Genomic DNA, 12023 nt, shown 5'->3' on the forward strand with positions numbered 1-12023 from the left:
TCGGGGGCAGGAGGCGTCAGGAGGCGTCAGGAGGCGGCGAGTCGTGGCGCGAAGCGGGTGACCCGACGCGCGAGCTCGTCGTAGGCACGGTCGAACGCGGTGTCGGTGCCGGCGGGGACCGGATCGGGGACGGACCAGTGCAACCGGGGCCCGCGCGCCTGGTCGGTGCGGTCGAGGGCCTCGTGGGCGTGGTCGCACACGGTCACCACGCAGTCCTCGGGGTGCAGGACGTCGGCGAGGGCCTGCGGGTGGGTCCCGGTGAGGCGCAGGCCGCGCCGTCGGGCGACGGCGACCGCTCCGGCGGCGACGCGGGCGGCCGGTCGGGTGCCGGCCGACGTGGCCGGCACGGTGCTCGCCTGTCGCCACAGGGCGGCGGCCAGCTGGGAGCGCGCGGAGTTCGCGGTGCACACGAACACGACGCGTGGGACGACGACCCGGACCGGGGGGGAGCAGGCCGTCCAGCGCGTCCGGGACGAGCTGCAGGTAGGAGCGTCGACCGTCGGCCTCGGAGCGGTGCCGCGCCACGAGGCCGGCGTCCGCGAGGGCCCCGAGGTGGTGCGCGAGCAGGTTCGACGGCATCCCGAGGAGCTCCCCGAGCTCCGAGGGGGGACGCGTCCCCGGACCCGAGCGCGTCGACGATCCGCAGCCGCGCCGGGTCGGACAGCGCCGCGTGCACCCGGGCCCGGCGGACCACGTCGGCCCCGGTCGCCCCGGTCGATGAGTCAGTGGTCATTGACTCAAGTTTCACTGACCTCTCGCACCGGGTCAACCGCGCCGGGTCACCTGTCGCAGCACCCGGCGCCCGTGACGACGCCGAAGTCGGCCGCGTCCGGGTTCCGCTCGATCCCGGCCACCTCGGCGAACGTCCGGCCCTCCAGGTCCGCGCCGGCGTCGGCGAGCACGACGTAGTTCTCCCACCGCTGGCCGTCCGGACCGGTCACCCAGTGCTTGTCCTGTCGGGCGTAGCAGCACACGACGTCCCCTTCGACGTCCAGGGTGAGCCCGGCGGCCTCCAGGCGGTCCGCCTCGGCCTCGACCTCGTCCATCGACTCGCGCTCGACGCCGAGGTGGTTGAGCGTGCCGGTCCGGTCCGGGTTCTCGAACAGCACCAGCTTCAGCGGCGGGTCCGCGACGGCGAAGTTGGCGTAGCCCGGCCGCCGCTTGGTGGGCGCCGTGCCGAACAGGGTCGAGTAGAACTCGACGGCGGTGTCGATGTCGTCGACGTTGAGGGCGAGCTGGAGGCGGGACATCGGAGGGCTCCTTCGGGTGGCGGGCGGCACATAGACGGTTGTCGATGACCTGGATGACCCCATGGTGCCCATAGACGTCCATCGATGCAAGCGGTCCGCCCGGCGGGCGCTGCGCGGCGGACCCGGCGACGCACCCCTCCTGACCTGGCTTCATCGACGTCCACCGATGCCGTGGCATCATGGGGGCATGCCGAAGCAGCTGCCCGTGCTGGACCCCGCGCCGCACCCCGTGTGCTGTGCGCCGTTGGCGTCCGCGCCGCTGTCCGCGGCGGACGCGAGGACCCTCGCGAGCCGGCTCAAGGCCCTCGCGGACCCCGCCCGGCTGCGGCTGCTCTCGCTGATGATGGCCAACGAGGACCTCGAGGCGTGCACCTGCGACCTGACCGCGGCCCTGGGGCTCAGCCAGCCGACGGTCAGCCACCACATGAAGAAGCTCGGCGACGAGGGCCTGGTGCGCGCGCACCGCAAGGAGGGTCCGTGGACCTACTACCGGGTGGTGCCCGAGGCGCTGGCGGGGCTGGCGCACGTCATCGCGCCGGCGGCGTCCCCGAGCGGCACCTAGACTCCGGGGGTGTCCCACCGAACCCTCGTGCTGCTGTTCCGTGTCGTCGCGACCGCCGAGGCCTTCTCGTGGCTGGGGCTGCTGGTCGGGATGTACCTCAAGTACCTCACCGACGTGGGCGAGGTGGGGGTCAAGATCTTCGGCCCGGTCCACGGCGGGATCTTCGTCGCCTACGTGCTGCTGACCCTGCTGCTGTCGAGGTCGGCGCGCTGGACCCGCGGGACCACCGCGGCCGGGCTGGCCTGCTCGGTGCCGCCGTTCGCCACGCTGGCGTTCGAGGTGTGGGCGCAGCGGACCGGACGGCTGGCGGAGCGGCGTACGCCCGAGGCCGTCGCGGTGCCCGCGCGGCGCTGACCGCCGCCGACCCGCCCGGGCGGTCGGGTCGTGCCCGCCGTGGGGACGTGCGGGGGGAGACTGCTGGCATGAGCAGACTCCCCCACCCCGGTGCATGGGCGCTCGCCGGCGCGGCGGCCCTCACGACGTCCCTGGTCGCCGGTCCCGCTTCCGCGAGGACCGTGGAGGTCCCCGACGGCCGCGACGTGCCGGCGAGCGCCGACCTCACCTCGGCCACCTACCGGGACGGCGAGGCGCGCGTGGAGGTGACCGCGCAGGTGCGGGCGCTGCGGCGGTCCGGCCGGGTGGTCGCCCTGGTCGGGGCGCCGGACTCCGACACCGTCTACTCCGCGACGGTCTGGCCCCGTCCGGACGGCTCGGTCGGGACCCGGCTCGAGCTGGTCACCGACGTGTCCCGCTCGCCGCGGTCCTGCGCGGTCGAGGCGGCGTGGTCGGTGCGCACCAGCACCGTGGAGGTGTCGGTCCCGCAGTCCTGCCTGCGGTTCGGCCGGTTCCTGGAGCAGCACTACGTGCAGGTCCGGATCGCGGCGGACGGCGGCCGGGACAGCGCCCGGGGCGTGGACGTGGGGCGGGGGAGCAGCCCCGGCTGCGCGACCGCCGGCGAGATCCGGGGCCTGCGCCGCGGCGACACCAAGGCCCACGTGCACGCCCTGCTCGACACCGCCGGCCGGTTCGGGGACGGTGCCGCCGGCGGGTACTCCCGCATCTACCGGTCCTGCTCCGGCGGCCGCCCGTGGTACGTCGACTACGACGGTACGACGGACCGGCTCGAGGCGACCGGACGCGTCCGGGGGGCCACCACCAACGTGTGAGGCGCCGGGGCCTCAGGCGTGCGTCTCGTGCTCGTGGTCGGCGTGCGCGGCGGCCTCGAACTGGATCGTGGAGTGCTCGACGTCGAAGTCGGTGTCCAGGCAGCGCTGGAGCTCGTCGAGCATCGGCCCGAGGTGGCCGTCGTGGAAGCACGAGTCGTCGACCACGACGTGCGCGGTGAGCACCGGGAGCCCGGTGGCGACCTGGCTGGCGTGCAGGTCGTGGAGGTCGTGGACGTGCGGCAGCGACAGGATCCGGGCCCGCACCCCGGCGAGGTCCAGGCCCTTGGGGGTGGACTCCAGCAGGACGTCGACGCTCTCGGACAGCAGCCGGATCGTCCGCGGGATGATCAGCACTCCGATCACCAGCGAGGCGACCGCGTCCGCGCGCATCCAGCCGGTGAGCGCGATGACACCGGCGGCCAGCAGGACGGCCACCGAGCCGAGGGCGTCGTTGACCACCTCCAGGAACGCCGCGCGCATGTTGAGGTTCGCGCCCCGTCCGCCGGCCAGCACCAGCAGGCCGACGACGTTGCCGACGAGGCCGACGACCCCGAACACCACCATCGCTCCCGAGGTGACCTCGGGCGGGTCGACGAGCCGCCGGACCCCCTCGACGAGCACGAAGACGCCGACCGCCAGCAGCACCGCTGCCTGCCCGGCCGCGGCCAGCACCTCGGCGCGCCGGTAGCCCCAGGTGCGCGCGTCGGTCGCCGGGCGGCGGGAGAGCGCCGAGGCGACGACGGCCAGCGTCAGGCCGGCGACGTCGGTGAGCATGTGCCCGGCGTCGGCGAGCAGGGCCAGGCTGCCGGAGACCACCGCCCCGACGACCTCGACGAGCAGCACGGCGACGGTGATGCCCAGGACGACGCCCAGCCGGCCGCGGTGGTCCGCGACCTCGCCGCCGTGGTCGTGGCCCATCAGCGGTGGTCCTCGTGCGTCGTCGGGCGGGGCCCGGGCTGCTGGGGCGCGCAGCAGTCGCAGCCGTCCGCGCAGGCACCGCCGGCGCCGACCGGGGCGGGGACGCAGCAGGCCTGGCCCCGCCAGGCGTCCCGGCCCTCCTTGGCCGCGACCGCGGCGATCACGAGACCGGCGAGCGGGTCCGCCCAGGACCAGCCGAGCGTCGCGTTCACGACCAGGCCGACCAGGAGGACCGCCGACAGGTAGGTGCACAGCAGGGTCTGGGTCGAGTCGGCGACGACCGTCGCGGAGCCGAGCTGCCGTCCGGTGCGGCGCTGCGCCCAGGACAGCACCGGCATCACGACCACGGACACGGCGGCCAGCGCGATCCCGACCGGGGAGTGCTCCGCGGCCTGGCCGGTCGCCAGCGACCGGACCGACCCGACGGTGACGTAGGCCGCGAGGGCGAGGAACGAGACCGCCATCAGCCGCAGCGCGTGCCGCTCGCGGGTCTCCGGGAGCGGGTGCCGGAACTGCCAGAGGACCACGAGTCCCGAGGAGACCTCGACGACCGAGTCCAGGCCGAACCCGACCAGCGCCACCGAGCCCGCGACGAGGCCGGCCGCCACCGCGACGGCGGCCTCGACCACGTTGTAGGCCACCGAGGCGCCCGCGAGCAGCTGCGCGCGCCGGCCGAGCTGCTGCCGGCGCCCGGCCGGCGGGAGGGTCGCCGGCGGGGCGGTGACGAGGCCGTGACCCGTCACGACCCGGCCCCCTCGCCGTAGCGGGGGCAGAGCACCACGGCGTCGCCGGTGAGGCCGAGCAGCGTCTCCGCGGCGGCCAGCAGGTCGAGGGTGGCGGCGGGGTGTGCGAGCGCGTAGACCGAGGCGCGACCCTGCGGGCGGACCGTGACGATGCCGCAGTCGAGCAGGCAGGCGAGGTGCTTGCTGACCGTGGACTGGGCGAGCCCGAGATGCCCGGTCAGGTCGACGACCCGGTGCTCCCCGAGCGCCAGGTGCTGCACGATCGAGAGCCGGGACCGGTCGCTGAACCCGTGGAAGAGGCAGGCCGCCGCGGTGAGCGCGGCGACCTCGCCCCGCCCGTCCTCATCGACCGTCGCCTGTGTCATCGCCATTCGACGATGCTAGGGGGCCAGCCCGGCGACGACAACCCCGCGTCAGCCCACCGCCCGGGCGAGGGCCCGCCCGGCCGCGCGCCCGGAGAAGATGCAGCCGCCCAGGAACGTGCCCTCCAGCGAGTTGTAGCCGTGCACGCCGCCGCCGCCGAACCCGGCCACCTCGCCCGCGGCGTACAGGCCGGGCAGCGGCGCGCCCCCGGGCCCGAGGACCCGGGCGTCGAGGTCGGTCTCGAGTCCGCCGAGCGACTTGCGGGTCAGCACGTGCAGGCGTACGGCGATCAGCGGACCCTTCGCGGGGTCCAGGAGCTTGTGCGGGGTGGCGACCCGGATCAGCTTGTCGCCGCGGTAGCTGCGGGCCTGCCGCATCGCGACGACCTGCAGGTCCTTGGAGAACGCGTTGTCGAGCTCGCGGTCGCGGTCCTCGACCTGCCGCCGGACGTGCGCGGCGTCGACCGGCGCCTCGGGGGTCAGGGCGTTCATCCCGGTCACCAGGTCCTCCAGGGTGTCCGCGACGACGAAGTCCTCGCCCTTGTCCTTGAACGCCTCGACGGGCCCGGTCGCGCCCTTGGAGAGCCGCTGCCGGAGCAGCTCGCGGACGCTCTTCCCGGTGAGGTCGGGGTTCTGCTCCTGGCCGGAGAGCGCGAACTCCTTCTCGATGATCGCCTGGGTGAGCACGAACCAGGAGTGGTCGTGCCCGCTGGCCCGCAGCAGCTTCAGCGTGCCGAGGGTGTCGAAGCCGGGAAGCCCCGGCAGCGGCAGCCGGGTGCCCGAGCCGTCCAGCCACAAGGACGACGGGCCCGGCAGGATCCGGATCCCGTGCATCGGCCAGATCGGGTCCCAGTTCTTGACGCCCTCGACGTAGTGCCACATCCGGTCGCGGTTGATGTGGCTGGCGCCCGCGGTCTCGGCGATGCCGAGCATCCGGCCGTCCACGTGGGCGGGGACACCGGAGATCATCTGCTCGGGCGGGGTGCCGAGCCGCGCGGGCCAGCTGGCGCGGACCAGGTCGTGGTTGCCGCCGATGCCGCCGCTGGTGACGAGCACGGCCTGGGCGGTGAGCTCGAAGGTGCCGACCGCCTCCCGCGACGTGCTCGCCGCGCGCGGGGCGTGGTCCGGCGCCAGCACGGTCCCGCGCACGCCGGTCACGGAACCGTCGTGGACCACCAGCTCGTCGACCTGGTGCCGGAACGCGAAGGTGACCAGCCCGAGCTCGACGCCGCGCCGCACGATCCGCTCGAACGGCTCGACGATCCCGGGGCCGGTGCCCCAGGTGATGTGGAAGCGGGGCACCGAGTTCCCGTGGCCGCCGGCCAGGCCGCCGCCGCGCTCGGCCCACCCGACGACCGGGAACACCTTGTGGCCGCGCTGCTGGAGGTAGGCGCGCTTCTCCCCGGCCGCGAAGTGCACGTAGGCCTCGGCCCAGGCCCGCGGCCAGTGGTCCTCGGCCCGGTCGAACTGGGCGGAGCCCTGCCAGTCCTGCCAGGCGAGGTCGACCGAGTCCTTGATGCCCATCCGGCGCTGCTCGGGGGAGTCCACCAGGAACAGCCCGCCGAAGGACCAGAAGGCCTGGCCGCCGAGTCCCTGCTCGCCCTCCTGGTCCACGAGCACCACCGAGCGGCCGGCGTCCACCAGCTCGGCCGTCGCCACCAGCCCGGCGAGGCCGGCGCCCACCACGATCACGTCTGCGTCCATGCCCGAAGCCTCGCCCACGCCGGGTGGGAACGCGGACCCGCCCCGCCGGTCGCTCACGCGCCGAACAGCGAGCCGACCAGGAAGGTGATCGCCATCGCGACCAGGCCCACGCCCACGTTGCGCAGGATGGCCGGCCGGGCGGGGGCGCCGCCGAGCCGGGAGCTGACCACGCCGGTGAGCACGAGGGCGGCGGTCACGGCCAGCACCGTCACGGACAGCCGCAGCGACGGCGGCGGCAGCAGGATCGCCAGCAGCGGCAGCAGGGCGCCGACCGAGAAGGCGGTCATCGAGGACCAGGCCGCGTGGAACGGGTTGGTGCGCTCGGTGGGGTCGATCCCGAGCTCGGCCTCCGCGTGCGCGGCGAGCGCGTCGTGCTCGGTGAGCTGCCGGGCGACGTCCCGGGCCAGCTCGGGGGTCAGGCCCTTCTCGACGTAGATCGCGGTGAGCTCCTCGAGCTCGTGCTCCGGGAGGTTCGCCAGCTCCCACTCCTCCTTGCGCAGCGCGGCGCGCTCGGTGTCGGACTGGCTGCTGACCGAGACGAACTCCCCGCCGGCCATCGACAGGGCCCCGGCGACGAGGCCGGCCAGGCCGGCGACCAGGATCGTCGGACGGTCGCTGGTGGCCCCGGCGACCCCGACGACGAGGCCCGCGGTCGACACGATGCCGTCGTTGGCGCCGAGCACCCCGGCCCGCAGCCAGTTGAGCCGGCTGGCCAGGCCCTGGGAGTGCGGCTCGTCCTGGTGTACGTCGCTCACGTCCGGCTCCTCGGTGGGGTGCGCCTCAGCCTACGAGGGCGGCGAACCGGCTCAGAGGTCCGGGAGCAGCCCGTCGCGCACCGCGATCGAGAGCGCCTCGAGCTTGGAGTGCGCCCCGAGCTTGGCCGAGAGGTTGGCGATGTGGTTGCGCACCGTGTGCACGCTCACGCTCAGCGTGCCGGCGATCGCCGCGTTCGACAGGCCGTCGGCCAGCAGGGCGAGCACCTCGCGCTCGCGCTCGGTGAGCTCGCCGCGCGGGGTGCTGCCGCCGCGCTGCAGCCGGGGCAGCAGCCGGGCCAGCATCTCGGGCGAGATCACCGCCTCGCCGGCGGCCGCCGCCCGGACCGCCGAGGTGACCTCCTGGAGGCTGCGGGTCTTGGAGACGAAGCCGGCGGCGCCCGCCTCGATGGCGGCCACGAGCACGTGGTCGGCGGCGCTCGCGGTCAGCACCACGACCGCGACGCTCGGCCGGATCGCGCGCAGCTCGCCGATCGCCGCGACCCCGTCGCCGTCCGGGAGCCGGTGGTCGAGCAGCAGCACGTCGGGTGCGCTGGTCGCCAGCAGCCGGCGTGCCTGGGCGAGCGTCCCGGCGACCCCGACCACCGTGAGCCCTGGCTGGTCGTCCAGGACCACGGCCAGGCTCGCGCTCAGCACCTCGTGGTCGTCCACGATCAGCACCCGCACCGGGCGGTCGTCGGACGACCCCGGTGCGTCCGGGCGATCGGGCGAAGTGTCGATGGTCGCTGCCTCGTCTCGTCGCCGGCGCTCACAGGCCGGGTCGAGTAGAAACGCTCGCACATCTAGTGCCGTCGCACTAGACGACGCCGGTCGCCCGCGGTCCTCGCGCCGCACGGCGCTGCGGACGTAGCGTGACCGGATGAGCACGCCGAGGCCCGCTCCCCGGGCCGTCGCCCTGCCCGGGCTGGTCGAGATGCTGCTCGACGCTGCCCCGATCCCGGTCGTCGCGATCGACGCGGACGGTCGGGTGACCTACGCCAACGAGTCCGTGACCGAGTCCTTCGGGTGGGACCCCGGAGAGCTGGTCGGGCTGCCGGTGCAGACCCTGGTGCCGGCCGGCGTCGACGGGGTGGGCGACGACGGCCACGACGGCGTCGGGCTGCACAAGGACGGGACCCCGGTGGCCGTCGAGGTCACCGTGACGTCCCTGCCGGTCGGGGACCGTGGCGAGACCTGGCTGGTCGCCGGGATCGTCGACCTGTCGACCCAGCGGAGCACGGAGGGGCGCCTGCACTCGGTCGGCCGGGCGTACCTCACGCTCGCCCAGATGAACCAGGCCATCGTCCGGGCGCCCGACGAGGCCACGTTGTACGCCGAGACCTGCCGGGTCGCGGTCGAGCAGGGCGGCTACCTCGGTGCCTGGGTGGGGGCCGCCGACGACCAGGGGCGGGTGCTCCCGCTCGCCACCGCCGGCGTGCTGGACGACTACATCGACCACCTGGAGATCACGGTGGACCCCGCGGACCCGCGCGGCCGGGGCCCGACCGCGGTCGCGCTGCGCGAGGGCCGTCCCTGCTACAGCGGCGACTTCCGCACCGACCCGGCCACCGCGCCGTGGCACGAGCTCGCCGCGCCGTACGGCATCGCGGCCTCGGCGACGCTGCCGCTGCACCTGGCCGGTCGGCCGGTCGCCGTGCTGTCGCTGTACTCCGGGCGGTCCGGGGAGTTCGACGAGGACATGCGCGCGCTGCTCGCCCAGGTCGGCGAGAACGTCTCGTTCGCCCTGGACGGCTTCGCCGCCGCCGAGCGGCTCCGGCACGTGGCGGCGCAGCGCAGCGGGCTGCTGCACCGGCTGGTCTCGGTGCAGGAGGACGAGCGCGCCCGGATCGCGGCCGACCTGCACGACGACGCGGTGCAGGTGCTGGCCGCCATCGACCTCCGGCTCGGGCTGCTGCGGCAGCGGCTCGAGGAGGCCGCGCCCGACCTGGTGCCCTCGGTGGAGACCATCCAGGACACCGTGACGCACGCCGTCGACGGGCTGCGCCAGCTGCTCTTCGACCTCGAGCCACCAGCCGAGCACAGCACCTGCGAGGCGGCGATCCGCGACGCGGCCGCCCACATCTTCGTCGGTCAGCCGCTCACCTGGACCCTCGACTGCGCGGACGACGTGTCCCTGCCCGAGGTGGAGCGGGCGCAGACGCTGCGGATCGTCAAGGAGGCGCTGATCAACGTCCGCAAGCACGCGCAGGCGACGCGGGTCGACATCGTGGTGCGCAGACGGGACGGAGGGGCGGAGGTCACCATCACCGACGACGGGGTGGGGGTGGACCCGGACCAGCTGGTCCCGGTGCCCGGCCACCGCGGCCTGGAGACGATGCGGGACCGCGCCGAGATCACCGGCGGCTGGCTGCGTCTCGAGCAGCCGGCGTCCGGCGGGACGACGCTGCACTTCTGGATCCCGGGGACGTCCTAGCCGTGCCGGAGGGCTGCCCGGCGAGTTGACGCGGTCGCCACCGCCTCATATCGTAGTTATCTGGTAGACAAACTACGTCAGGCTGACGGGTGCGCCGGGAGCCCGGGGGCCGACCGCGAGGGCGAGCCCGTGTCCGCCTGACCCCCGATCGCGGGACCCGGTGGCGCGCACCCGCCGCCGGGTCCCGCACCCCGCGCCGGCTCGGCGCTGTCCGCACCGTTTTGTGTAGTTGTCTGACAGACTTATCGCATGCGAGTCTCCGCGAAGTCCGACTACGCCCTGCGGGCGCTCATCGAGCTGGCCTCCCGCAAGGACGGCGCACCGGTGAGCGCGGAGGAGCTCGGCCGGCTGCAGGAGATCCCACACGGCTTCCTCCAGGCGATCCTCGCGGACCTGCGCAGGGCCGGCGTCGTGATCAGCCAGCGCGGGCAGTCCGGCGGCTGGCGGATGGCCCGTGACGCCGGCACGGTCAGCGTCGCCGACGTGATCCGGGCCGTGGACGGCCCCCTGGTCAGCGTCTACGGACTGCGCCCCGAGGCGGTCTCCTACAACGAGTCCGCCGAGGTGCTCCAGCACGTCTGGATCGCCGCGCGCAGCAGCCTGCGCGACGTCTTCGAGCACGTCACGATCCGGGCGCTGGCGGACGGCAAGCTGCCCAAGGCGGTCTCCTCCCGCACCGCGTCCGAGGACGCCTGGCAGCCGCACTGACCGGGTGCGGGGCTCCGCTACGATCCCTGCTTGGTTGAGCAGACAGCCGCGCTTGAACGCCCGAGCCGAGGCTGGATGTGACGACGTCGATCCCGGGACCGCCCGGAACCTTTCGCTTCTCCCGCAGCACCCAGGCCTGGACCTGGTCCGAGCAGCTCTACACCACCTTCGGGTTCGCCCCGGGTGACGTGGTGCCCACCCGGGAGCTGGTCCTGTCGCACCAGCACTCCGAGGACCGTGGCACGGTGCAGCAGGTCCTCGACGACACCCTCGAGACCGGTCGCCCGCACTGCGTGTGGCACCGGCTCGTCGACGCGCAGGGCAGCACCCGCCAGGTCGTCACCCTGTGCGCCGGCGACTTCGCCGGCGACGGCACGCTGGTCGGCGTGAGCGGCTTCCTGGTCGACCTCACCGAGCCCGTCCGTCGTACGACGGCCCGCGAGGTGGACGAGGCGCTGGAGCTGATGGCGCAGAGCCGCCCGGCGATCGAGCAGGCCAAGGGCGCGCTGATGGTGACCTACGGGCTCGACGCCGACGAGGCGTTCCTGCTGCTGCGCCGCTACTCCCAGCAGGTCAACGTCAAGGTGCGCGACGTGGCCCGCGCGGTCGTCGAGTCGCTGCCGGACCGCGACCTGCCGCACGTCTCCCGGGCGGTCTGGGACGCGCTGGCCGCGGGGCTGTCCGGCCCGGTGGCGGACGTCCAGGAGTCGACCGGCACCTGAGTCAGACGGTGGCGTGAGCGTCGACCCACTCGACGAACGCCCGCCCGGCGCGCCAGTCGTCGCGCACCCGGTCGAGCAGGTCGGCGGTGTGGATCACCGGCTCGAAGCCGTAGGACTTCCCGAACGACATCGACTTGTGCCGGAGCAGGTCGATCCGCGGGTGGTCGGCGTCGTACCCGCGCGGCGTGGTCTTCAGCGTCTCGCCGCCGAGCTCCCAGCCCTGGCGGAGCATCCGGTCGACGATCTTGCGCAGCGCGGTGCCGGTGCGGTCGTCGTCGACGGCGGCGCGGAAGGCGGCCAGCCGCGGCGAGCCGGAGTCGTAGAAGCCCACCCCGACCCGCACGCCCGGGGCTCCGACCTGGACGTACCAGCCGGTGCCCTGGCCGGCCTGGACGAAGCCGCCCTGGTGGGTCTTGTAGGGCGTCTTGTCCTTGGCGAACCGCACGTCGCGGTAGGGCCGGAACAGCTTCGCCTTGCCGAACTCCGGCTCCAGGGCCGCGACGAGCGCCGCCATCGGCGCCTTGACCGCGGTGTCGTAGGTGTCCTTGTGCGCCGTCCAGAACGACTTGGTGTTGTCCATCTCGAGGTCGTCGTAGAAGTCGAGGGCCGCGACGGGGAAGCCGTCGAACGCCGTACCGGTTGCGTCCATGCCCGCGAGGATAGTTCGGGGTCCCGGGGGGTCCGCCTGTGCCATAGTCCCGG

At 74.3% G+C, this 12023-nt stretch carries 15 protein-coding genes; 6 read left to right on the top strand and 9 right to left on the bottom strand.

Features of this window, described 5'->3' with window-relative positions; all coding sequences use genetic code 11:
- Nucleotides 1–26: 26 nt before the first annotated feature.
- A complete protein-coding gene (locus KRR39_RS25245) occupies nucleotides 27–416 on the bottom strand; it encodes an arsenate-mycothiol transferase ArsC (RefSeq protein ID WP_254185330.1) in 390 nt (129 codons plus the stop codon).
- A 363-nt stretch (nucleotides 417–779) separates the two neighbouring features.
- Entirely contained in the window at nucleotides 780–1250 is a 471-nt protein-coding gene (locus KRR39_RS21500; protein WP_216939422.1) for an ArsI/CadI family heavy metal resistance metalloenzyme, read from the bottom strand.
- A gap of 187 nt (nucleotides 1251–1437) precedes the next feature.
- Here KRR39_RS21500 and KRR39_RS21505 point away from each other — a divergent pair, with 187 nt between their 5' ends.
- The 3 genes from KRR39_RS21505 to KRR39_RS21515 all read left to right on the top strand — a co-directional run bounded on the left by KRR39_RS21505 (nucleotide 1438) and on the right by KRR39_RS21515 (nucleotide 2978).
- Nucleotides 1438–1812, top strand: a complete 375-nt coding sequence (locus KRR39_RS21505; protein WP_216939423.1) for an ArsR/SmtB family transcription factor — start codon at nucleotides 1438–1440, stop codon at nucleotides 1810–1812.
- A 9-nt stretch (nucleotides 1813–1821) separates the two neighbouring features.
- Nucleotides 1822–2166 (top strand): DUF3817 domain-containing protein, encoded by a 345-nt coding sequence (locus KRR39_RS21510; protein WP_216939424.1) that lies wholly within the window; start codon nucleotides 1822–1824, stop codon nucleotides 2164–2166.
- Between the two features lie 68 nt (nucleotides 2167–2234).
- The gene (locus tag KRR39_RS21515) at nucleotides 2235–2978 is read left to right on the top strand and encodes a hypothetical protein (RefSeq protein ID WP_216939425.1); all 744 of its coding nucleotides are present in this window, start codon (nucleotides 2235–2237) and stop codon (nucleotides 2976–2978) included.
- 12 nt (nucleotides 2979–2990) lie between these two features.
- Here the strand turns inward: KRR39_RS21515 and KRR39_RS21520 are convergent, their stop codons facing one another.
- Genes KRR39_RS21520 through KRR39_RS21545 form a run of 6 tightly spaced genes read right to left on the bottom strand, consistent with a single transcriptional unit; the run spans nucleotide 2991 to nucleotide 8144 of the window.
- Complete coding sequence (locus tag KRR39_RS21520) at nucleotides 2991–3896, bottom strand: cation diffusion facilitator family transporter (RefSeq protein ID WP_216939426.1); 906 nt, start codon at nucleotides 3894–3896, stop codon at nucleotides 2991–2993.
- The gene (locus KRR39_RS21525; protein ID WP_216939427.1) at nucleotides 3896–4639 is read right to left on the bottom strand and encodes a cation diffusion facilitator family transporter; all 744 of its coding nucleotides are present in this window, start codon (nucleotides 4637–4639) and stop codon (nucleotides 3896–3898) included. The genes KRR39_RS21520 and KRR39_RS21525 overlap by 1 nt, the downstream gene beginning before the upstream one ends.
- Entirely contained in the window at nucleotides 4636–5010 is a 375-nt protein-coding gene (locus KRR39_RS21530) for an ArsR/SmtB family transcription factor (RefSeq protein WP_436972007.1), read from the bottom strand. Before KRR39_RS21530 ends, KRR39_RS21525 begins: the two co-directional genes overlap by 4 nt.
- Before the next feature lie 42 nt (nucleotides 5011–5052).
- On the bottom strand, nucleotides 5053–6705 hold the full coding sequence (locus tag KRR39_RS21535; RefSeq protein ID WP_216939428.1) for an FAD-binding dehydrogenase: 1653 nt from the start codon (nucleotides 6703–6705) through the stop codon (nucleotides 5053–5055).
- 53 nt (nucleotides 6706–6758) lie between these two features.
- A complete protein-coding gene (locus tag KRR39_RS21540) occupies nucleotides 6759–7460 on the bottom strand; it encodes a VIT1/CCC1 transporter family protein (protein ID WP_216939429.1) in 702 nt (233 codons plus the stop codon).
- A 51-nt stretch (nucleotides 7461–7511) separates the two neighbouring features.
- Complete coding sequence (locus tag KRR39_RS21545) at nucleotides 7512–8144, bottom strand: response regulator transcription factor (protein WP_216939430.1); 633 nt, start codon at nucleotides 8142–8144, stop codon at nucleotides 7512–7514.
- Between the two features lie 193 nt (nucleotides 8145–8337).
- Between KRR39_RS21545 and KRR39_RS21550 the strand changes: the two genes are divergently transcribed.
- The 3 genes from KRR39_RS21550 (at nucleotide 8338) to KRR39_RS21560 (ending at nucleotide 11321) form a co-directional block, all read left to right on the top strand.
- Nucleotides 8338–9891: a sensor histidine kinase gene (locus tag KRR39_RS21550; protein ID WP_216939431.1), complete on the top strand. Its 1554-nt coding sequence runs from the start codon at nucleotides 8338–8340 to the stop codon at nucleotides 9889–9891.
- Between the two features lie 249 nt (nucleotides 9892–10140).
- A complete protein-coding gene (locus KRR39_RS21555) occupies nucleotides 10141–10599 on the top strand; it encodes an RrF2 family transcriptional regulator (RefSeq protein ID WP_216939432.1) in 459 nt (152 codons plus the stop codon).
- Nucleotides 10600–10676: 77 nt separating this feature from the next.
- Nucleotides 10677–11321 (top strand): PAS and ANTAR domain-containing protein, encoded by a 645-nt coding sequence (locus KRR39_RS21560; RefSeq protein ID WP_216939433.1) that lies wholly within the window; start codon nucleotides 10677–10679, stop codon nucleotides 11319–11321.
- Between the two features lies 1 nt (nucleotide 11322).
- Here KRR39_RS21560 and KRR39_RS21565 read toward each other — a convergent pair whose 3' ends face one another.
- Nucleotides 11323–11970, bottom strand: coding sequence for a DUF2461 domain-containing protein (locus tag KRR39_RS21565; RefSeq protein WP_216939434.1), 648 nt, complete (start codon nucleotides 11968–11970; stop codon nucleotides 11323–11325).
- Between the last annotated feature and the right edge of the window lie 53 nt (nucleotides 11971–12023).

It is taken from the genome of Nocardioides panacis (assembly GCF_019039255.1).
GTDB lineage: Bacteria > Actinomycetota > Actinomycetes > Propionibacteriales > Nocardioidaceae > Nocardioides_B > Nocardioides_B panacis.

Bases quoted from the DNA above. Each gene is read 5' to 3' on its own strand.
- KRR39_RS21500 (WP_216939422.1), bottom strand. From the start codon at position 1,250: ATGTCCCGCCTCCAGCTCGCCCTCAACGTCGACGACATCGACACCGCC.
- KRR39_RS21505 (WP_216939423.1), top strand. From the start codon at position 1,438: ATGCCGAAGCAGCTGCCCGTGCTGGACCCCGCGCCGCACCCCGTGTGC.
- KRR39_RS21515 (WP_216939425.1), top strand. From the start codon at position 2,235: ATGAGCAGACTCCCCCACCCCGGTGCATGGGCGCTCGCCGGCGCGGCG.
- KRR39_RS21520 (WP_216939426.1), bottom strand. From the start codon at position 3,896: ATGGGCCACGACCACGGCGGCGAGGTCGCGGACCACCGCGGCCGGCTG.
- KRR39_RS21530 (WP_436972007.1), bottom strand. From the start codon at position 5,010: ATGGCGATGACACAGGCGACGGTCGATGAGGACGGGCGGGGCGAGGTC.
- KRR39_RS21535 (WP_216939428.1), bottom strand. From the start codon at position 6,705: ATGGACGCAGACGTGATCGTGGTGGGCGCCGGCCTCGCCGGGCTGGTG.
- KRR39_RS21550 (WP_216939431.1), top strand. From the start codon at position 8,338: ATGAGCACGCCGAGGCCCGCTCCCCGGGCCGTCGCCCTGCCCGGGCTG.
- KRR39_RS21555 (WP_216939432.1), top strand. From the start codon at position 10,141: ATGCGAGTCTCCGCGAAGTCCGACTACGCCCTGCGGGCGCTCATCGAG.
- KRR39_RS21565 (WP_216939434.1), bottom strand. From the start codon at position 11,970: ATGGACGCAACCGGTACGGCGTTCGACGGCTTCCCCGTCGCGGCCCTC.